Below are 19562 nucleotides of genomic sequence, written 5' to 3' on the forward strand. Positions count from 1 at the left end.
GACGAGCTCCGCTCGGCGCCCGTCCTCCAGCCCCCACCCACCGCCATTCAACGGACGAGCTCCGCTCGGCGACCTGTTACTCGTCGGCGGTGAGGCCCTCGCGGAGCTGGGCGAGGGTGCGGGCGAGCAGCCGGGACACGTGCATCTGGGAGATGCCGAGCTCGGCGGCGATCTGCGACTGGGTCATGTTGCCGAAGAACCGCAGCAGAAGGATCTTCTTCTCGCGGGCGGGGAGCTTCTCCAGCAGCGGCTTGAGGGACTCGCGGTACTCGACGCCCTCCAGGGACTCGTCGACCATGCCGAGGGAGTCGGCCACGGCGGGCGCGTCCTCGTCGCCGGAGTCGGGCGCGTCCAGGGAGACGGTGGAGTAGGCGTTGGCGGACTCCAGGCCCTCCAGCACCTCCTCCTCGCTCATCTGCAGGTGCGCGGCCAGCTCGCTGACGGTCGGCGCGCGGCCCTCCCGCTGGGCGAGGTCGCTGATCGCTTTGGTCAGCGACAGCTTCAGCTCCTGCAGCCGGCGCGGGACGCGCACCGCCCAGCCCTTGTCGCGGAAGTGCCGCTTGATCTCGCCGACGATGGTGGGCGTGGCGTAGGTGGAGAACTCCACGCCGCGCTCCAGGTCGAACCGGTCGATCGACTTGATCAGCCCGATCGTGGCGACCTGGATCAGGTCGTCCAGCCACTCGCCGCGGTTTCGGAAGCGGCGGGCGAGGTACTCCACGAGCGGGAGGTGCAGCTCCACCAGCTGGTCGCGGATGCGCTGGCGCTCCGGGTCGCCCTCGGGAAGCTCGGCGAGGCGCTCGAACAGCGCGCGGGCGCGGGCGCGGTCCGGCACCGCGCTCTCGGACCGCTCGTTGCTCGCGCCGGCGATCGTCGTCTTCTCTGTCACGGGGCCCCCGCCGAGCCGCGGCGCTTCTGCAGCGTCACGGTCACCCGGTCGTCGGCGCCCACCTGGGCGTCCACCTCGCCCGCCAGCGACGACAGGACGGTCCAGGCGAAGGTGTCGCGGCTCGGCACCTCGCCGTCCACGGTGAGCACCGACACGGAGATGCGCATGGCCTCGCCGGTCAGCTCGAACTCGCACACCAGGTCCGTCCCCGGCAGGGCCTGGGCGAGCAGCATCGCGCACGCCTCGTCGACGGCGATGCGCAGGTCTTCTATCTCGTCCAGCGTGAAGTCCAGCCTGGCCGCGAGACCGGCGGTCGCCGTCCGCAGCACGGACAGGTAGGCGCTCGCGGCCGGCAACTTGACCGTCACCACGTCGCGGACGGACAACTTCGTACTGGTCGGCATTGCAGCGGTTTCCTCGGTCACGTCACTCCCTCGCAGGATGGTCCCGCTGCTTCCGAAACTACCGCCTGCGAGCCCCTGTGCGAGACTTCGCCGCGCGTGGCTTTCTCACCAATGCCCCCGCGAGCTGACCGGACGCGAACCAAACCTCTCCGGAGGGAGGCATGCGTCACGTCCGGATAGCCTGCACGGGTGATCCGATTCGCGACACCCGACGACGTTCCCGACATTCTGCGCCTGATCCGCGAGCTCGCCGAGTACGAGCGCGCCCTACACGAGGTGAAGGCCACCGAGGAGCAGGTCCGCGAGAGCCTCTTCGGCCCGGACCCGAAGGTCTTCGCCCACGTGGCCGAGCACGAGGGCCGCGTCGTCGGGTTCGCGATGTGGTTCCTCACCTACTCGACGTGGAACGGGACGCACGGGATCTACCTGGAGGACCTGTTCGTCGACCCCGCCGTCCGCGGGCACGGCCACGGCAAGGCGCTCCTCACCGAGCTGGCCAGGATCGCGGACGAGCGCGGCTACGGCCGGGTCGAGTGGGCCGTCCTCAACTGGAACAAGCCCGCCATCGACTTCTACGAGTCGATGGGCGCCCGCCCGCAGGACGAGTGGACGGTCTACCGCCTCACCGGCGACGCCCTCACCGGGGCCGCCGCGTCCTACCGCCCGCCCCCCGAGCACAGCGGGCACGGCGCCTCCGCGTAGGTTCCCTCGGCCACGACGACACCGGCGCCGAGGCAGTGCGTGCACAGGCCCGACCCCTTCACCGCCGGATGCTCCCAGACAGGGGGCAGCGGGCCGTGGGTGCGGGGGTCGTACCTCTCGCCGTCCATGGGCGACCCCGGGGGGCGCGGCCCGTCCGCGGGCTCATGCTCGCCGCTGACGACCTTGCGGCCATGGCAGTACAGGCACATCAACTGCAGCGGGCCCAGGCGCTGCTCGCCTGTCCCGCCGCACTCCGGGCATTCGATCTCGTCGCTCACACGCACCGCCGCGTTCGCAGTCCGCCGCCGGCCCGCCCTGCCGGACTTCTTCCTGAGAGAAGGATGACCCGCCCACGCCCGCCGGGCAACGCCCCATCTCCGCGACGATCGCGCCGGAACGTCCCCCGACATGGCTGAAGCCCGGCCCCATCGGGACCGGGCCTCGGCGTTCTCGCTGGTCAGCCCTGCTTCGTCTCCCAGAAAATCTTGTCGATTTCCGCGATCTTGGCAAGCAGCTGCTCCGCGACGCCGACGTCCATGCTGCCCTTGGTCCCCGTGGCGCCCGCGAGCTTGGTCGCCTCGTTGAACAGCTGGTGCAGGTGCGGGTACTTCTCGAAGTGCGGCGGCTTGAAGTAGTCGGTCCAGAGGACCCAGAGGTGCTCCTTGACCAGCTGGGAACGCTGCTCCTTGATCAGGATCGCCCGGGCGCGGAACTCCGGGTCGTCGTTGGCCGCGTACTTCTCGGCGATCGCCTTGACCGACTCGGCCTCGATCCGGGCCTGCGCCGGGTCGTAGACGCCGCACGGCAGGTCGCAGTGAGCGGACACCGTTGTCTTCGGGCGCAGAAGCTTGAGCAACACCTGCGATTCCCTTCCCTCGTTGCGGATCATGCTCAGGTCACCGACATTACTCTTGTGCCCGTGGGCCCGTCCGGCCAGGGCGCTCGGTATTTCGGCCTAGGTCCCGGAGATGCCCGGGCTCCTTCCCGTTCATGACCGCCGCCCGCCGAACTATGCGGGCGGACGAGGAGGACCATGCGGATCCGCACGCTGTTCTGGGGCCTGGCCGGGGCGGCGGCGTTCGCGCTGGCCGGGGCGCGCGGGCGGCTGCGGACGGTCGAGGTCACGGGCGACTCGATGCTGCCGGGGCTGCGGCCGGGGGACTGGCTGCTCGTGCGGACCGGCGTCCGTCCCGAGGCCGGGGACGTCGTCGTGGCGCGCCATCCGGAGCGGCGGGACCTGCTGATCGTCAAGCGCGCCGACCACCGGGCCGGGGACGGGTGGTGGCTGGAGAGCGACAACCAGCGCGCCCAGGGCCGCCGCGACAGCTGGGACTTCGGCGCCGTCCCCGACGCGCTGATCGTCGGGCGCGTCATCGCACGCTACTGGCCGCGTCCGGCGCTCCTGCGGCCCGCGTCCCGCACGGGGGACACGGGCCGTCGGGACTAGGCGTCAGATGCGGGCCACGCCCTCGCGGCGGGCCTGGGCGGCCACGGCGTCGGTGACGGCCGGGGCGACGCGGTCGTCGAACGGGCCGGGGATCACGTAGTCGGGGGTCAGGTCGTCGCCGACGATGTCGGCCAGGGCGTTCGCGGCGGCGAGCTTCATGCCCTCGGTGATGGAGTGCGCGCGGACGTCCAGCGCGCCGCGGAAGATGCCGGGGAAGGCCAGGACGTTGTTGATCTGGTTCGGGTAGTCGCTGCGGCCCGTCGCGACGACCTTCGCGTGGCGGCGGGCGACGTCCGGGTGGACCTCGGGGGTGGGGTTGGAGAGGGCGAAGACGATCGCGTCCTGCGACATCGTCGCGACGCACGACTCGTGGACGGTGCCGCCCGAGAGCCCGATGAACACGTCGGCGCCGCGCAGCGCCTCTTCCGTGGAGCCCTTGAGGTGGGAGCGGTTGGTGATCGCGGCGATGCGCTCCTTGACGGGGTTCAGGCCGTCCCGCCCCTCGTAGATGAGGCCCTTGCTGTCGGACAGGGCGATGTCGCCGATGCCGCCCTCGATGAGCATCTTCGAGACCGCGATGCCGGACGCGCCCGCGCCCGCGACCACCGCGCGCAGGTCCGACAGGGGCCGGCCGACCAGCCGGGCCGCGTTGGTCAGGGCGGCGAGCACCACGATCGCGGTGCCGTGCTGGTCGTCGTGGAAGACGGGGATGTCGAGCGCGGCGCGGAGCCGGTCCTCGATCTCGAAGCAGCGGGGGGCGCTGATGTCCTCCAGGTTGATGCCGCCGAAGCTCGGCGCCATCCGGACCACCGTGTCGACGATCTCGTCGACGTCGGTGCAGCTCAGCGCGATCGGCACCGAGTCGACGCCGGCGAACTCCTTGAACAGCAGGGACTTGCCCTCCATGACCGGCATGGACGCGGCCGGGCCGATGTCGCCGAGCCCGAGCACGGCGGTGCCGTCGGTGACCACGGCGACGACCTTGGACGTCCACGTGTAGTCGTAGGCCAGTTCGGGGTGGTCGGCGATCGCGGTGCAGACGCGGGCGACGCCCGGCGTGTAGGCCAGCGACAGATCGTCCTTGTTGCGGACCGGGATGGTCGAGCGCATCTCCAGCTTGCCGCCGCGATGCAGCGGGAAGGCCGGATCGTCGTCCAGTGATGAAGGTTCCGTGGGAATGGGCTGAGCAGCCACTGCGACCCCTGTCAGTGAAAGTTGGCTTTCTTGGACGCCGCCGCGGTGCTGGTGGTCTGGTGGCCGGTCACCCGGTGGTCATCCCGTGACGTACGGGGGTCACCCGTTGTCCGATTGTGTCATACCCCCTCCCGGATCCCGGTGGGAGGAGGACCGTGGCGATGGTCACGCGGGCGTTGCCGAAGTGTGGCCGTACGGTTGTGTTCCCCGGGGAACGGCGACGTTGACGTACCGTCCCGGGGCTCGCTCGTTGCGTGATTGTTTCGCACCCTTTATCCAGATCAGGGAGGTTGTACGCCAAGATGTGCACTTGACCTACGGATCTACGCGGATCCGACGCAACCATCTGGGAGGGGACCAGTGATCACCGGTTCTCTGCGTCGTCACGGGATCGTGACGGGCGTGCTTGTGCTGACGGGCGCCCTCGCGCTCTCGGCATGCGGCGAGAAGGAAGACGACACGGGTGGGGGCCCCAAGATCACCGCTTCGGGAGGCGCGGACGCCAAGCTGGCGGGGATGGTCCCCGACGCGATCAAGTCGGACGGCAAGATCCTGATCGGCACCGACTCCACGTACGCGCCGAACGAGTTCCTGGACACCGACGGCAAGACCGTCGTCGGCTGGGACCGCGAGCTGTTCGACGCCGTGGCGGCCAAGCTCGGCCTCAAGACCGAATGGGTCTCCAGCAAGTTCGACGACATCGTCCCCGGCGTCCAGTCCGGCAAGTACGAGGCGGGCGTCTCCTCCTTCACCATCAACGACGAGCGCAAGAAGGTCGTCACCATGGTGAGCTACTTCAACGCCGGCACCCAGTGGGCGACCAAGAAGGGCAACCCCGCCGGCGTCCAGCCCGACGACGCCTGCGGCAAGAAGATCGCCGTGCAGAAGGCCACCGTCCAGGTCGACGACATCCAGAAGCGGTCGAAGGAGTGCACGGCCGCCGGGAAGCCCGCGATCACCATCGACCAGTACCAGGGCCAGGACCAGGCGACCGCCGCGATCGTGTCCGGCAAGGACGACGCCGGCCTCGCCGACTCGCCGATCATCGCCTACGCGGTGAAGAAGACCAACGGCCAGCTCGAACTGCTCGGCGACATCTACGAGGCCGCCCCGTACGGGTTCGTCGTGCAGAAGGAGCAGGCGCAGTTCGCCGAGGCCATCGCCGGCGCCACCAAGGCCCTCCAGGCGGACGGCACCTACAAGAAGATCCTGGAGAAGTGGAACGTGCAGGCGGGGGCGATCACCGACTCGGCCGTTAACCCGTAACCGATGGCGGATCTCACAAAAGACACGCCGGACCCGGCGCGGCCTGAAGCGATCAAGGCCGTGCCGGTCCGGCACCCCGGCCGCTGGGTGGCGGTGGCGGTCATCGCGATCCTCACCGCGATGTTCGTCCACATGCTGGTGACGAACAAGCAGTTCCAGTGGTCGTTCCTCGTCGACAACGCGTTCCGGCCCAACATCATCCGCGGTGTCTGGACCACCATCGCGCTGACCGTCCTGGCGATGCTGATCGGTGTCCTGTTCGGGGTCGTCCTCGCCGTCATGCGGCTGTCGGACAACCCCGTCCTCAGCGGCGTCGCCTGGCTCTACACCTGGTTCTTCAGGGCCGTCCCCCGCCTGGTGCTGGCGATCCTGTTCGGCAACATGGGCATCCTGTACGCCAAGTACCACGTCGGCGGGATCCCGTTCGCCGGGCAGCTCGGCGACCTGATGGGCGTCGACATCGACGGCACCCTGTTCACCTTCGACGCCCGCACCCTGCTGACCGGCTTCATGGCCGGCCTGCTGGCGCTGGCGCTGTCGGAGGCCGCCTACATGGCGGAGATCGTGCGCGCCGGCATCCTGTCGGTCGACCCGGGCCAGGAGGAGGCCGCGGGCGCCCTCGGCATGTCGCGGTTCCAGACCATGCGCCGGATCATCCTGCCGCAGGCGATGCGCGTCATCGTCCCGCCGACCGGCAACGAGACCATCGCGATGCTCAAGGACACCTCGCTGGTGGCGTACGTCCCGGTCAGCAACGAGCTGTTCTTCCAGCTCCAGGCGGTCGGCTCGCGGACGTTCAACGTCTTCCCGATGCTGGTCGCGGCCTGCATCTGGTATCTGATCCTGACCAGCTTCCTGCTGGTCGGGCAGTACTTCATCGAGCGGCACTTCTCCCGCGGGTCGGAAGTCCCCAGGGAGAAGAGGGCGGCGCTGCGCCTGCTCGGCTTCGGCAGCGGGGGAGGGGGAGCCGCATGAGCGCGCCGGACGCCGTCGCGGACGTGATGGTCAAGGCCGAGGCGGTGCACAAGTCGTTCGGCCGGCTGGAGGTGCTGAAGGGCATCGACCTGGAGGTCAGGCCGGGCGAGGTGATGTGCGTCGTCGGGCCGTCGGGGTCGGGCAAGTCGACGTTCCTGCGCTGCATCAACCACCTGGAGAAGATCGACTCCGGGCGGCTGTGGGTGAACGGCCACCTGGTCGGCTACCGCGAGTCCGGCGGCAAGCTCTACGAGCTGCGCGACCGCGAGGTCGCCGCGCAGCGCCGCGAGATCGGCATGGTGTTCCAGCGGTTCAACCTGTTCCCGCACATGACGGCGCTGGAGAACATCATGGAGGCGCCGGTCCGGGTGAAGCGGCAGCCGAAGGCGGAGGTCCGCGAGCGGGCGCTCGCCCTGCTGGCGCGGGTCGGGCTGGGCGACAAGGCGCAGAGCTACCCGGCGCAGCTGTCCGGCGGGCAGCAGCAGCGGGTCGCGATCGCGCGGGCGCTGGCGATGGAGCCGGCGCTGATGCTGTTCGACGAGCCCACCTCCGCACTCGACCCCGAGCTGGTCGGCGACGTCCTGGAGGCCATGAAGCAGCTCGCGCTCGACGGCATGACCATGATCGTGGTGACGCACGAGATGGGCTTCGCCCGGGAGGTCGGCGACTCGCTGGTCTTCATGGACGAGGGCGTCGTCGTCGAGAAGGGCGTGCCGCGCGAGGTGCTGGCCGACCCGAAGCACCAGCGCACGAGGGACTTCCTGTCCAAGGTCCTCTGACGTCGACGGATTCGCCGAACGGCCCGCCCCCTGGGGGCGGGCCGTTCGCCGACCGGGCGGTCGGTTAGTGTGCCTTGCATGTTCGCTGTCACGGCAACCAAGATCGACGCAGACAATCCGCTGAACGGGCTGACGGCAGGGGAGCGGCCCGATCCCGACGTGCCGGACGGGTGGACGGCCGTCACGGTGAAGGCGGCCGCGCTCAACCACCACGACCTGTGGTCGCTCAAGGGCGTCGGGCTCCCCGCCGACCGGCTCCCGATGATCCTCGGCTGCGACGCGGCCGGGGTGGACGAGGACGGCAACGAGGTCATCGTCCACTCGGTGATCGGCGACCCGGGCCGCGGCGGCGGCGACGAGACCCTCGACCCGAAGCGGTCGCTGCTGTCGGAGACGTATCCGGGGACGCTGGCGGAGAAGGTCGCGGTGCCGCGCCGCAACCTCGTCCCGAAGCCCGCCGGGCTGTCGTTCGAGGAGGCCGCGTGCCTGCCGACGGCGTGGCTCACCGCGTACCGGATGCTGTTCGACAAGGCGGGCCTGCAGCCCGGGGCGTCCGTGCTGGTGCAGGGCGCGGGCGGCGGCGTCGCGACCGCGGCGATCGCGCTGGCGTCGGCGGCCGGCTACCGCGTCTACGCGACGAGCCGCAGCGAGGCGAAGCGCGAGCGGGCGCGGGAGCTCGGCGCGGACGAGGCGGTCGAGACGGGCGCGCGGCTGCCGGAGCGGGTCGACGCCGTCATCGAGACCGTGGGGCAGGCGACGTGGTCGCATTCGCTGAAGTCGCTGCGGCCCGGCGGCCGGATCGTGGTGTCCGGCGCGACCAGCGGGGCCGTGCCGCCGGCGGAGCTGAACCGGGTGTTCTTCCTGCAGCTGTCGGTGGTCGGGTCCACCATGGGGACGCGGGACCAGCTGGAGCGGCTGGCGCGGTTCCTGGTCAAGACCGGCACCAAGCCGGTGATCGACCGGACGCTGCCGCTGAGCCGGGCGCATGAAGGGTTCGCGGCCATGGCGGAGGGCGACGTCTTCGGGAAGATCGTCTTCACGCCCTGACGGTCAGGACTTCGGCTCGTCCTTGCGGAAGATCTCCTGCGTCAGGCGTTCGCGGGTCTCGTCGAGGAGGGTCTGGGCGGCGGCGAGGTCGTCGTCGTCCAGCCGGGCCGTCTTCGCGGACCCGCGGACGTCCTCGACGAACCCGCGGAGCAGGCGCTCCAGCTTGAGGCGGGCGACGTCCTCGCGGGTGCCGGTCGCCGTCTTCCAGGCGTCCTCCCAGTTCTTCCGCCACTCCTCCTTCCACGCCTGCTTCTGCTCGCGCCAGTACTCCTTCTGGCGCTTCCACTCGTCCTTCTGGCGCTCGGTCGTCTCCTTCCAGGCGTCCTTGGACGTGGCCTTGCCCTGGTCGCGCATCGTCCGGGCGGCCTGGGTGAGCTCCTCGCGCAGCGTCCGGACGGTCTGCCGGACGTCCTCCTGCACGCCGCGGGCGAACTCCTGCGCCGAGGCGGATATCTCCTCCTCCAGCTCGGCGAGCTCGTCCATCCGGCGCTCCAGCTCCTCGCGGCCCTTGTCGGTCAGCGAGTACACCTTCTTGCCCTTGATCACCTCATGGGTGACCAGGCCCTCCGACTCCAGCCGGGCGAGCCGCGGGTAGATCGTGCCGGGGGAGGGCGAGTAGACCCCGAGGAACCGGTCCTGGAGGAGCCGGATCACCTCGTAGCCGTGCCGCGGGCTCTCCTCCAGGAGCTTCAGCAGGTACAGCCGCAGGCGACCGTGGCCGAAAACGGGACTCACGTCGTCCTCACTTCTCCATTCGCGGGGTGGTGATCTCGGGCTCGTCGTCGCGTCCGACGAGGGTGACGGCGCCGGACACGGTGTTGACCTTCAGATGCCCCGAGCCGTTCCCGAGCTTGCCGGTCCGGGTGCGCCCGAGGAGGCCGTCCTGCTCGGTGAGCTCGGGGAACGTCGTGTCCAGCGGCCCGGCGGCCGAGCTCAGCGCGACCTGCGCGTCCGCGGAGTAGGGGATGCGCAGCGCGACCGCGCCGGAGACGGTGTTGACGTCCACGCGGGCGCCGCCGTCCAGGTTCACGTCGGCGGCGACGCGCCCGCTGACGGCCCGTGCCGACAGCCGGGCGACGGAGCCGCCCGCGAGGGACAGGTCGCCGGAGACGGAGGTGAACGAGACCTTCCCGTCCAGGCCCTGCGCCTCGATCGCGCCGGAGACGGTGTTGGCGTCGACCGCGCCCGCGACGCCGTCGAGCGTCACGTCGCCGGAGGCGCTCTTGATGGACGTGCGGGCCGTCGTGCCGGTGACGACGGCGTCCGCCGACACGAGGTTGAGGCTGACCGGGCAGTCGTGTGGGACCGTCACCGTGACGGCGGCCCGACACCGCTGGGTGCGCAGCCAGCTCAGCACGCCCTCCCACAGGTTCTCGTGGGTGACCGTCAGCATGCCCGCCTCGTGCGTGACCACCAGCGGCGGGCCCTCGACGTCGCCGATCATGATGGACGGGCGCTCGGCGGAGGCGAGCACCGAGATGGTCCCGGCGATCAGCGTGGCCCGCAGCGCGACCACGCCGTCGAAGTCGAGGGTGGTCGGTTCGTCGATCGTCCAGCGCGACATCGCGATCTGCCCTTCGTTCCGAGCTCCGCACCTTCCAGTAAACACGATATGTCGCGTCCCTGGAAAGTCAAGATGTATCGCGTTTCCGTGGCCCGTGCGCCGGGTCCCTACTCGTCGTCCTCCTCGTCCAGCCGGGCCAGCCAGGTGGCGAGCCGGTCGACGGACGTCTCGAACTCGGGGTTGAGGTCGACGAACTCGCGCAGCCGCTCGGCCAGCCACGCCAGGCTGACCTCCTCGGCGCCGCGCCGGTCCGCCAGCTCCTCGATGCCCCGATCGGTGAAGTACATTGCCTTGTTTCTCTTTCGTACGGATTCCCGGCCGGGACGCCGAGGGCTCCGGCGCGGCGCGCCGGAGCCCTCGAAGTCCGGACCCGTTACTTGGGTGCGAAGAGGCGGGCGAGCAGCGCCTCCTGCTCGGCCTGGTGCAGCTTGGCCGAGCCCACGGCCGGGGACGAGGACGCCGGGCGCGACACCCGCGACATCTTCAGCCCGTCGATGTGGTGCGGCAGCTTCAGCGCCATGAACGGCCAGGCGCCCATGTTCGCGGGCTCGTCCTGCACCCACACGACCTCGACGTCGGCCGGGTACCTGGCGAGCTCGGCCTTGATCTCGTCGACCGGCGGCGGGTAGAGGCGCTCGATCCGGACGACGGCGGTGTCGGTCGCGCCCGAGGTGTCGCGGGCCTTGACCACGTCGTAGTAGATCTTGCCGGTGGTGAGCAGCACGCGCCGCACGCCCGCCGGGTCGATCGCCGGGTCGGCCTCCGGGATGACCGGCTGGAACGCGCCGCCGGTGATCTGCTCGACCGGGGACGTGGCCGCCTTCAGCCGCAGCAGCGACTTCGGCGTGAACACCACCAGCGGCTTGTTCCGCTTCGACAGCACCTGCCAGCGCAGCAGGTGGAAGTAGTTCGCCGGGGTGGTCGGGTAGACGACGGTCATGTTGTCCTGCGCGCACAGCTGCAGGTACCGCTCGATCCGCGCAGAGGAGTGGTCGGGGCCCTGGCCCTCGTAGCCGTGCGGCAGCAGCAGCACGACGCTGGAGTGCTGGCCCCACTTCTGCTCGCCGGAGGAGATGTACTCGTCCACGATCGACTGGGCGCCGTTGGCGAAGTCGCCGAACTGGGCCTCCCAGCAGACCAGCGCGTCGGGGCGGGTCATGGAGTAGCCGTACTCGAAGCCCATCGCCGCGTACTCGCTGAGCAGCGAGTCGTGGACGTAGAACTTCGACACGCCCTGCCCGAACTGCTTGAGCGGGGTGTACTCCTCACCGTTCTTGCGGTCGACGAGGACCGCGTGGCGCTGGCCGAACGTGCCGCGGCGGGTGTCCTGCCCGACGAGCCGCACCGGGTGGCCGTCGATCAGCAGCGAGCCCATCGCGAGCAGCTCGCCGGTCGCCCAGTCGATCGCGTCGTCCTCGATCATCTGCGCGCGGCGCTGCAGGATCGGCTGGAGCCGCGGGTGCGGGGTGAAGCCCTCCGGCAGGGAGACCTGCGACTCGATGATCCGCTTGACGGTCTCGGCCGGGATCGCCGACCCCGCCGAGGCGTGGTCGATCGGGATGCTCTCCTCGACGTCCGGCTTGACCACCGACCCCGGCTCCTGCGGCCGCTTCACCGCCTCGCGGGTCTCGGTGAACGCGCGCTCCAGCTGCTCCTGGTAGTCGCGCAGCGCCTGCTCGGCCTCCTCGACGGTGATGTCGCCGCGGCCGATCAGCGCCTCGGTGTACAGCTTGCGCACCGACCGCTTGGCGTCGATCAGGTCGTACATCAGCGGCTGGGTGAACGAGGGGTTCTCGCCCTCGTTGTGGCCGCGCCGCCGGTAGCAGACCATGTCGATCACGACGTCCTTCTTGAACGTCTGCCGGTACTCGAACGCCAGCCGCGCCACCCGCGCGCACGCCTCGGGGTCGTCGCCGTTGACGTGGAAGATCGGCGCCTGGATCATCCGGGCCACGTCGGTGGAGTAGACGCTGGAGCGCGAGTACTCCGGTGCGGTGGTGAACCCCACCTGGTTGTTGATGATCACGTGGACGGTGCCGCCGGTGCGGTAGCCGCGCAGCTGCGACAGGTTCAGCGTCTCGGCGACCACGCCCTGCCCGGCGAACGCGGCGTCGCCGTGCACCAGGATCGGCAGCACGCTGAACCCGGCCTCGCCGACGTCCAGCAGGTCCTGCTTGGCGCGGACGACGCCCTCCAGCACCGGGTCGACCGTCTCCAGGTGCGAGGGGTTCGCGACCAGCTCGCAGTGGATCTTGGAGCCGTCGTCGGCGACGAAGTCCCCGGCGGCGCCCAGGTGGTACTTCACATCGCCCGAACCCTGCGCGGAGCGCGGGTCGAGGTTGCCCTCGAACTCGCCGAAGATCTGCCCGTAGGACTTGCCGACGATGTTGGCCAGCACGTTCAGCCGGCCGCGGTGCGCCATGCCGATGACGACCTCGTCCAGGCTGGCCTTGGCCGCCGCCGAGATCACCGAGTCCAGCAGCGGGATGACGGACTCGCCGCCCTCCAGCGAGAACCGCTTCTGCCCGACGAACTTCGTCTGCAGGAACGTCTCGAACGCCTCCGCGCTGTTCAGCCGCCGCAGCACGTGGAGCTGCTCCTCGCGGGACGGCTTCTCGTGCGGGATCTCCACGCGCTCCTGGATCCAGGCGCGCTCCTCCGGGTCCTGGATGTGCATGTACTCGATGCCGACCGTCCGGCAGTACGCCATCCGCAGCACGCCGAGGATCTCGCGCAGCTGCATCGTCGGCTTGCCGCCGAACCCGCCGGTCGCGAACTCGCGCTCCAGGTCCCACAGGGTGAGGCCGTGCTTGAGGATGTCCAGGTCGGGATGGCGGCGCTGCTTGTACTCCAGCGGGTCGGTGTCGGCCATCAGGTGGCCGCGGACCCGGTAGGCGTGGATCAGCTCGTGGACGCGGGCGACCTTCGCGACGTCGTCCTCATGGGTGGCGGAGATGTCCTTCACCCAGCGCACCGGCTCGTACGGGATCCGCAGCGCCTCGAAGATCTCGTCGTAGAAACCGTCCGCGCCGAGCAGCAGCTCGTGGATGCGGCGCAGGAAGTCGCCCGACTGCGCGCCCTGGATGATCCGGTGGTCGTAGGTGGAGGTCAGCGTCATGACCTTGCTGATCCCCATGCGGGCGAGGGTGTCGCTGGACGCGCCCGCGAACTCCGCCGGGAACTCCATCGCGCCGACGCCGATGATCGTGCCCTGGCCCGGCATCAGCCGCGGCACCGAGTGGACGGTCCCGATCGTGCCCGGGTTCGTCAGGCTGATCGTCGTGCCCTGGAAGTCCTCGATCGTGAGCTTGCCGCCGCGGGCCTTGCGGACGATCTCCTCATAGGCGGCCCAGAACTGGCGGAAGTCGAGCGTCTCGGCCGCCTTGATGCTCGGCACCACCAGCTGCCGCGACCCGTCGCTCTTCTGCAGGTCGATCGCAAGCCCGAAGTTCACGTGCTCCGGCCTGATCAGCACCGGCTTGCCGTCCACCTCGGTGAACGCCGCGTTCATCTCCGGCATCGCCGCGAGCGCCTTGACGATCGCGTAGCCGATCAGATGCGTGAACGAGACCTTCCCGCCCCGCCCGCGCTTCAGATGGTTGTTGATCACAATGCGGTTGTCGATCAGCAACTTCGCCGGGACGGCCCGCACGCTGGTGGCCGTCGGCACCCCGAGGCTGGCCTCCATGTTGGACGCCGTCCGCGCCGCGACCCCGCGCAGCCGGACTTCCTCCGCGCCCTCGGGAACCGGCGGCGGAGCGGGCTTCTCGCTCTTCGGCGCAGGCTTCGCGGGCGCCGCCTTTCCGGGCTCCGCCTTGGGGGGCTTCACGGGCTGCTGCGGTGTCGGCGGAGCGGCCGGGGAGCCGTTCGCGGCCTTGGCGGCCGCGCCGTCCATCGGCGCCGGGGGGGACGCAGACGTCACGGACGTCGGCCGGCTGTCCGGCTGGTAGTCCGCGAAGAAGTTCCACCAGGCCTCGTCAACCGAGTTCGGGTCCTCGAGGTACTTCTGGTACAGCTCGTCGACCAGCCACTCGTTGGCGCCGAAGTCTGTCATCTTGGGGTCGGCACTAGATTGCGACGACTCTGTCGACACGGCGGAGATCGCCCTCTTCCGCAGCTCGCAGGTAAGTTCTGAGACGAATCAAGGCTACTGCAGTGTTGACCCAGGGGGGCGCCCCCCTGGAACCCCCCGTCACGAGCCGGTCGATCCTCACGCCACGGTGCGGGTGTGTTGTGACCGTGCGGGTTCGCGTCGTGGCGCTGCGGTCGCCCGGCTCGGCGGGTCGTGCGACCTCCGGGCGCTGGGCGCCCTCCGGCCGCACGACCCGTGACCTCGGCTGAGGCCCGGTCCACGTGGGTGGCCCGGCTCGTCCAAGGGCGGGGTTGCACAGGGGATCAGTGGGTGTGCGGGGCGACGGTCGGGCCCTCGCTGGCCTGGATGAGGACGAAGCCCTGGCCCTGGTAGGCGAGCTGCATGGCCTCGCCGCTGCCGCGTCCGATGAGGGCGCCCGCCTTGAAGGTGCGGTTGACGCCGACCTGGAGGCTGGTGCTCCACGCGACGGCGGACTGGCCGTCGGCGAAGGTCGGGGCGCGGCCGCAGTCGAGCATGACGGGGGTGCCGTGGGTGGTGAGGGCGACCCAGCCGGTGCCGGTGAGGGTGGTGTTGAACAGGCCGCCCGCGGCGATCCCGGCGCCCTGGACGCGCTGGATGTCCGACTGCAGGTGCGAGTCGTAGGCGAGGATGTTCTTGCCGTTGACGGTCATGCCCTCGTTCTCAAGGTAGAAGAGGTGGATGTCGTCGGCGTCGTTCGCACAGAAGAGCAGGCCCTGGCCCTTGACGCGCATCAGCGGCACGCCCTCACCGGTCAGCGCCTTCTTCATGAACTTGCCGAGGCCGCCGGAGCCCTCGTAGTCGAACTCCATCTGGCCCTGGAAGGCGACCATGGACCCCTGCCGGGCCAGGACGTCGCCGTTGAGGTGGACGCGGAGCATCTTGGAGTTCTGGAGTGCGAAGTGGCCGGGGAGCTGCTGCCCCTGGTCCATGTTCCCGAAGAATTGGCTGCGCATGGTCGGGTGGTGCCTCTCGTACGGATTACTGGAAGAACCGCCAGCATAACGAGGGGATGGGGTCAACGTTCCCGGTTGTGCGGGGTCGTCCAGTCCACGAGGGGTCCCTTGGGGACGATACCGGTCGGGTTGATGTGGCGGTGCGTCACGTAGTAGTGGCGCTTGATGTGGTCGAAGTCCGTGGTGCCGCCGAAGGCGGGAACCGAGTACAGGTCGCGGGCGTAGGCCCACAGGTTCGGGTAGTCGACCAGGCGGCGCAGGTTGCACTTGAAGTGCGAGTAGTAGACGGCGTCGAAGCGGGCGAGCGTGGTGTAGAGGCGGATGTCGGCCTCGGTGATCTGGTCGCCGAGCAGGTAGCGGCGGGTGGAGAGGCGCTCTTCGAGATCGTCGAGGGTGGCGAAGAGGGCGTCGACGGCTTCCTCGTAGGCGTCCTGGGCGGTGGCGAAACCGGCCTTGTAGACGCCGTTGTTGACGGTCGTGTAGACGACGGCGTTCAGCTCGTCGATCTCGGGGCGCAGCGCCTCCGGGTAAAGGTCGGGGGCGCCGGGGCGGTGGTGGGCAGTGAATTCCGTTTCCATCGTCGTGGTGATGTTCGGGAAGTCGTTGGTGACCAGGCGCTTGGTCCGGGTGTCCCAGATGCAGGGGACGGTGTAGCGGCCCTCGAAGGACGGGTCGGTGGCCAGGTACAGCTCGGAGAGGAACTCCGCGCCGGTGACCGGGTCGCGGCCGGGGATCCGCCAGCCGCGCTCGTCCCGGATGGGGTCCACGACGGCCAGGCCGATCACGTCCTCAAGGCCCAGCAGCTCCCGGACGATCATGCTGCGCTGCGCCCACGGGCACGCGTACGACACGAACAGCCGGTAGCGGCCGGATTCGGCCGGGAATCCGCTGGAGCCGTCGGCGGTGATCCGGTCGGTGAACCGGTTCGGCTGCCGCACGAACCGCCCGCTCCCGACCTCCTGCGCGGTCATGCCCGACTCCCTCACCCTGTCTTCGCTGCTTCCCCTCATACCCTCAGACTCGCATGCGGCCGCAGATCATCGGCAGGTCGAGGTGCGTGCGGATGCCGGACGGGGCCGCGCAGACCGCCGGGACGGAGTTGAGCACGTGGGCCGCGGCGGCGGAGATCGGGTCGGACACCCAGGTCTCGTCGGCCGCCAGCGTGACGGACGGGCGGCCCTCCACGCGGAGCGAGTAGCCGGGGCGGCCCCACTCGTCGGGCATCCGGGCGGCGTCCGCCTTGTGCACGATCTCGACCATGATCACCGGCCGTCCGGCGGCGATGCCGCTGAACGTCCAGCGGACCGCGGCGACCGTGCCGCGCGGGACCGGACCGGCGGCGGTGGCGAGGTCGGTGCGGGCGAGGCGGTGCTCGACGTCCATGTCGATCTCGTCCAGGTCGACGCCGAGCCCGGCCGCGACCAGGTGCAGGCTCTCGGCGAACAGCGCCCGCATCGTGGTGCGGTTCGGCCGCAGCGCGCGCAGGTAGGCGTCCTCGTCCTTCCCGAAGCCGACCGTGTGGTGGACCATCTGCCAGGACGGGTGCCGGGCGAAGTCGGTGCACTCGCGGGCGTAGACGTGGGTGATCCGCCGGGACAGCCGCGACAGGACCAGCGGCATCACGTCCGCCATGAAGCCGTTGCTGATCCCGCTGCCGTGCACGGACGTGCCGCCCCGCTTGCACGCCTGCTCCAGCTCGCCGGCGAACTGCGGGCCGTGCGCCTGCGGGTAGACGTAGCCGTTGGTGGCGATCACGTTCTTGCCGGACGACAGCAGCGAGCAGACCAGGTCGAGGTCGGCGTAGCGGTCGAGCGCGGGCGTGGGGGAGTAGACGACGCAGTCGGCGTCGAGGTCGAGGACGTCCTGCAGGTCGCCGGTGGCGGGGACGCCGATGGGGTCGCGTCCGGCGAGCGTCCCGGCGTCGACGCCCGCCTTGGCCGGGGCGTGCGCCCAGGCGCCGGCGAGCTCCATGTCGGGCCGGTCGAGGACGCCCCTGATCACGCAGCGGCCCAGCGCACCCGTCGCCCACTGCACGACCCGGTACGGGCGGGGGTTCGTCGAGAAGACGTCGGCGGGGCTCATCGGGACGGGGACCTCCGAGGGAGCGCGCCCGGCAACGGGCGAAAAGCGGCATTCGGTGAAACTTTCCTCCCGCGTCCCATCGTACGCGGGAACGAAATGACGTCCAGTGGGACGGCGGAACCCGGGGGGCGCGGCCGAGCGGGATTCGGTTTACTGGTACCACTGGGTAACCCCCGGATGGTTACCTGGGGGAGTCGGTCCCGTTCGGCATGTGAGGAGTCTGAGATGTCGGAACTGCGCTACGACGGCCGGGTCGCGGTCGTCACCGGGGCGGGCCACGGCCTCGGCCGGCGGCACGCGCTGGAGCTCGCCGCGCGCGGCGCCAAGGTCGTCGTCAACGACCTCGGCGGCGACCGGTCCGGCACCGGCGCCTCCGCCGGACCCGCCCAGGAGGTCGCGGACGAGATCACCAAGAGCGGCGGCGAGGCCGTCGCGAACCCCGGCAACGTCGCGACCCCGGAGGGCGCGGAGTCGATCGTGCGGACCGCGCTGGACGCGTTCGGCAAGCTCGACATCCTGATCAACAACGCGGGCATCCTGCGCGACCGCTCGTTCAAGAACATGACCCCGGACGAGTGGGACGCGGTCATCGCCGTCCACCTGCGCGGCTCGTTCCTCGTCTCCAGCGCCGCCTGGCCGCACCTGCGCGACAACGGGTACGGGCGGATCGTGAACACCTCGTCCCCGGCGGGCCTGTTCGGCAACTTCGGCCAGGCCAACTACGCCACCGCCAAGATGGGCCTGGTCGGGTTCACCAAGACCCTCGCCCACGAGGGCGCCAAGTACGACATCAAGGCCAACGCGATCGCGCCGGTCGCGTGGACCCGGATGACCGAGGACCTCCTGCCCGCCGAGTTCGCCGACCGGCTCGGCGTCGAGCAGGTCACGCCGCTCGTCGCCTACCTCGTCCACGAGTCCAACCAGGATTCGGGGGAGGTCTACACCGTCGGCGGCGGCCGCATCGCGAAGGTCTTCGTCGCCGAGGGCCCCGGCTACGGCCAGAACGAGACGCTGTCGGTGGAGGACGTCCGCGACAACTGGGCGGCCATCAACGCGGACGCGCCGATGACCGTCCACAGGAACGCGATGGAGCAGATGGGCCCGCTGATCCAGCAGCTCGGCTCCTGAGCCGTTGAGCGGGATCGAGCTCGACCGGCGGGACGGGGTGCTCGCGATCACCCTGTCCCGTCCGGAGCGCCTGAACGCCGTCGACGTCGCCCTGGCCGAGGAGCTGCTGGACGTCCTCAATGACCTGATGCGCGACCCGGACACCCACGTCGTCGTCCTCACCGGCAAGGGCCGCGGATTCTGCTCCGGCATGGACCTCCAGGGCGGCCCGGGCGGCGAGGGCGCCGGGGGCCGCGTCCAGCGGCTCCACCACGGCATCGCCCGCGCCGGGGAGGTCACGGCCCGCCTGCGGGAGATCCCGCAGCCGGTGATCGCGGCGCTGCACGGCCCGGTCGCGGGCCTCGGCGCGGCATGGGCGCTGGCCTGCGACCTGCGGGTCGCCGACCCGACCACCCGCTTCGTGCTGCCGTTCACCGACCTCGGGCTGTCGGCGGGCGACTGCGGCCTGTCCTGGCTGCTGCCGCGCCTCGTCGGCCCGGCGAAGGCCGCGGAGCTCTCCTACCGCGCCCGGCGCCTGGACGTGACCCGCGCCGACGCCCTCGGCCTCATCACGGAGATCGCCGCCGAGGGCGCGGACCTCGACGCCGCGCAGGCGCTGGCCGCCGAACTTCTCACCAAGTCCCCGTACGGCCTGCGGCGTACAAAAGAGCTGCTCAACGCGTCCCTGGACGCCCCCGGCCTCCGGCGCCAGCTCATGGCGGAGACCGCCGTCCAGACCCTCGCCTTCTTCACCGAGGACCTGGCCGAAGGCATGACCGCCACCCTCCAGAAACGCCCCCCGACGTTCAAGAACCGCTGAGAGCCCAGCCGGGGTCACGGGTCGTGCGGCCGGAGGCGCCCCGCGCCGGAGGTCGCACGACCCACCGGTCGGTGGGCCGTTTCGCGAGACGCGCCAGCGGCTCGGGAAACGGTTCGCCGACCGTGACGGGGGTTCCAGGGGGTCGCCCCCCCTGGGTTAATCAGCCAGGGCCAGGGAGAGGGCTTCTACGTAGCGGAGGGCGGCCAGGCGGGCCAGGGC

The 19562-nt window shown here is 70.4% G+C and carries 20 protein-coding genes; 8 read left to right on the forward strand and 12 right to left on the reverse strand.

Annotated elements, in window-relative coordinates; genetic code table 11:
- Positions 1-76: 76 nt before the first annotated feature.
- Both E1264_RS24350 and E1264_RS24355 read right to left on the reverse strand, forming a co-directional pair.
- Complete coding sequence (locus tag E1264_RS24350) at positions 77-835, reverse strand: RNA polymerase sigma factor SigF (protein WP_026401215.1); 759 nt, start codon at positions 833-835, stop codon at positions 77-79.
- Positions 836-885: 50 nt separating this feature from the next.
- On the reverse strand, positions 886-1314 hold the full coding sequence (locus tag E1264_RS24355) for an anti-sigma factor (RefSeq protein ID WP_131963416.1): 429 nt from the start codon (positions 1312-1314) through the stop codon (positions 886-888).
- A 168-nt stretch (positions 1315-1482) separates the two neighbouring features.
- Here E1264_RS24355 and E1264_RS24360 point away from each other — a divergent pair, with 168 nt between their 5' ends.
- Complete coding sequence (locus E1264_RS24360; protein WP_132177348.1) at positions 1483-1995, forward strand: GNAT family N-acetyltransferase; 513 nt, start codon at positions 1483-1485, stop codon at positions 1993-1995.
- On the opposite strand, the gene E1264_RS24365 is transcribed toward E1264_RS24360, so the two are convergent.
- Both E1264_RS24365 and sodN read right to left on the reverse strand, forming a co-directional pair.
- Positions 1950-2273: a hypothetical protein gene (locus tag E1264_RS24365; RefSeq protein WP_132177350.1), complete on the reverse strand. Its 324-nt coding sequence runs from the start codon at positions 2271-2273 to the stop codon at positions 1950-1952. The two genes, E1264_RS24360 and E1264_RS24365, sit on opposite strands and share 46 nt — an antisense overlap.
- 179 nt (positions 2274-2452) lie before the next feature.
- On the reverse strand, positions 2453-2854 hold the full coding sequence (gene sodN / locus E1264_RS24370; protein ID WP_207936128.1) for a superoxide dismutase, Ni: 402 nt from the start codon (positions 2852-2854) through the stop codon (positions 2453-2455).
- Between the two features lie 174 nt (positions 2855-3028).
- On the opposite strand from sodN, the gene sodX reads away from it, so the two are divergent.
- Positions 3029-3442 (forward strand): nickel-type superoxide dismutase maturation protease, encoded by a 414-nt coding sequence (gene sodX, locus E1264_RS24375; RefSeq protein ID WP_132177354.1) that lies wholly within the window; start codon positions 3029-3031, stop codon positions 3440-3442.
- A 3-nt stretch (positions 3443-3445) separates the two neighbouring features.
- Here sodX and E1264_RS24380 read toward each other — a convergent pair whose 3' ends face one another.
- Positions 3446-4636, reverse strand: coding sequence for an NADP-dependent malic enzyme (locus E1264_RS24380; protein ID WP_132177356.1), 1191 nt, complete (start codon positions 4634-4636; stop codon positions 3446-3448).
- A 402-nt stretch (positions 4637-5038) separates the two neighbouring features.
- Here E1264_RS24380 and E1264_RS24385 point away from each other — a divergent pair, with 402 nt between their 5' ends.
- From E1264_RS24385 to E1264_RS24400, 4 genes are all read left to right on the forward strand, one after another.
- Entirely contained in the window at positions 5039-5902 is an 864-nt protein-coding gene (locus E1264_RS24385) for an ABC transporter substrate-binding protein (protein ID WP_243711140.1), read from the forward strand.
- A gap of 3 nt (positions 5903-5905) precedes the next feature.
- On the forward strand, positions 5906-6877 hold the full coding sequence (locus tag E1264_RS24390; RefSeq protein ID WP_132177360.1) for an amino acid ABC transporter permease: 972 nt from the start codon (positions 5906-5908) through the stop codon (positions 6875-6877).
- On the forward strand, positions 6874-7656 hold the full coding sequence (locus E1264_RS24395; protein ID WP_279491307.1) for an amino acid ABC transporter ATP-binding protein: 783 nt from the start codon (positions 6874-6876) through the stop codon (positions 7654-7656). Before E1264_RS24390 ends, E1264_RS24395 begins: the two co-directional genes overlap by 4 nt.
- Before the next feature lie 78 nt (positions 7657-7734).
- Positions 7735-8703, forward strand: a complete 969-nt coding sequence (locus E1264_RS24400; RefSeq protein ID WP_132177362.1) for a zinc-binding dehydrogenase — start codon at positions 7735-7737, stop codon at positions 8701-8703.
- Between the two features lie 3 nt (positions 8704-8706).
- Here the strand turns inward: E1264_RS24400 and E1264_RS24405 are convergent, their stop codons facing one another.
- From E1264_RS24405 to E1264_RS24435, 7 genes are all read right to left on the reverse strand, one after another.
- Positions 8707-9438, reverse strand: coding sequence for a PadR family transcriptional regulator (locus E1264_RS24405; RefSeq protein WP_132177364.1), 732 nt, complete (start codon positions 9436-9438; stop codon positions 8707-8709).
- 7 nt (positions 9439-9445) lie between these two features.
- Positions 9446-10267: a DUF4097 family beta strand repeat-containing protein gene (locus E1264_RS24410; RefSeq protein WP_132177367.1), complete on the reverse strand. Its 822-nt coding sequence runs from the start codon at positions 10265-10267 to the stop codon at positions 9446-9448.
- A 107-nt stretch (positions 10268-10374) separates the two neighbouring features.
- On the reverse strand, positions 10375-10554 hold the full coding sequence (locus tag E1264_RS24415) for a DUF6104 family protein (protein WP_132177369.1): 180 nt from the start codon (positions 10552-10554) through the stop codon (positions 10375-10377).
- 86 nt (positions 10555-10640) lie between these two features.
- Positions 10641-14360 carry a multifunctional oxoglutarate decarboxylase/oxoglutarate dehydrogenase thiamine pyrophosphate-binding subunit/dihydrolipoyllysine-residue succinyltransferase subunit gene (locus E1264_RS24420; RefSeq protein ID WP_132177371.1) on the reverse strand — a complete coding sequence of 1240 codons (3720 nt, stop codon included), beginning with the start codon at positions 14358-14360 and terminating at the stop codon, positions 10641-10643.
- Positions 14361-14662: 302 nt separating this feature from the next.
- Positions 14663-15334: an AIM24 family protein gene (locus E1264_RS24425; RefSeq protein ID WP_132177373.1), complete on the reverse strand. Its 672-nt coding sequence runs from the start codon at positions 15332-15334 to the stop codon at positions 14663-14665.
- A gap of 62 nt (positions 15335-15396) precedes the next feature.
- A complete protein-coding gene (locus tag E1264_RS24430) occupies positions 15397-16305 on the reverse strand; it encodes a glutathione S-transferase family protein (RefSeq protein ID WP_132177375.1) in 909 nt (302 codons plus the stop codon).
- Between the two features lie 43 nt (positions 16306-16348).
- A complete protein-coding gene (locus tag E1264_RS24435; protein WP_132177377.1) occupies positions 16349-17416 on the reverse strand; it encodes a dihydrodipicolinate reductase in 1068 nt (355 codons plus the stop codon).
- Between the two features lie 225 nt (positions 17417-17641).
- On the opposite strand from E1264_RS24435, the gene E1264_RS24440 reads away from it, so the two are divergent.
- The gene (locus tag E1264_RS24440) at positions 17642-18544 is read left to right on the forward strand and encodes an SDR family oxidoreductase (protein ID WP_132177379.1); all 903 of its coding nucleotides are present in this window, start codon (positions 17642-17644) and stop codon (positions 18542-18544) included.
- Positions 18545-18548: 4 nt separating this feature from the next.
- Positions 18549-19343 (forward strand): enoyl-CoA hydratase-related protein, encoded by a 795-nt coding sequence (locus E1264_RS24445; RefSeq protein WP_132177381.1) that lies wholly within the window; start codon positions 18549-18551, stop codon positions 19341-19343.
- Positions 19344-19562 lie beyond the last annotated feature (219 nt).

The sequence above is a fragment of the Actinomadura sp. KC216 genome, assembly GCF_004348535.1.
GTDB lineage: Bacteria > Actinomycetota > Actinomycetes > Streptosporangiales > Streptosporangiaceae > Spirillospora.

What these genes read in the sequence shown, in the direction of transcription:
- sodX (WP_132177354.1), top strand. Translation starts at nt 3,029, where the DNA reads ATGCGGATCCGCACGCTGTTCTGGGGCCTGGCCGGGGCGGCGGCGTTC.
- E1264_RS24390 (WP_132177360.1), top strand. Translation starts at nt 5,906, where the DNA reads ATGGCGGATCTCACAAAAGACACGCCGGACCCGGCGCGGCCTGAAGCG.
- E1264_RS24395 (WP_279491307.1), top strand. Translation starts at nt 6,874, where the DNA reads ATGAGCGCGCCGGACGCCGTCGCGGACGTGATGGTCAAGGCCGAGGCG.
- E1264_RS24400 (WP_132177362.1), top strand. Translation starts at nt 7,735, where the DNA reads ATGTTCGCTGTCACGGCAACCAAGATCGACGCAGACAATCCGCTGAAC.
- E1264_RS24410 (WP_132177367.1), bottom strand. Translation starts at nt 10,267, where the DNA reads ATGTCGCGCTGGACGATCGACGAACCGACCACCCTCGACTTCGACGGC.
- E1264_RS24415 (WP_132177369.1), bottom strand. Translation starts at nt 10,554, where the DNA reads ATGTACTTCACCGATCGGGGCATCGAGGAGCTGGCGGACCGGCGCGGC.
- E1264_RS24425 (WP_132177373.1), bottom strand. Translation starts at nt 15,334, where the DNA reads ATGCGCAGCCAATTCTTCGGGAACATGGACCAGGGGCAGCAGCTCCCC.
- E1264_RS24430 (WP_132177375.1), bottom strand. Translation starts at nt 16,305, where the DNA reads ATGACCGCGCAGGAGGTCGGGAGCGGGCGGTTCGTGCGGCAGCCGAAC.
- E1264_RS24435 (WP_132177377.1), bottom strand. Translation starts at nt 17,416, where the DNA reads ATGAGCCCCGCCGACGTCTTCTCGACGAACCCCCGCCCGTACCGGGTC.
- E1264_RS24440 (WP_132177379.1), top strand. Translation starts at nt 17,642, where the DNA reads ATGTCGGAACTGCGCTACGACGGCCGGGTCGCGGTCGTCACCGGGGCG.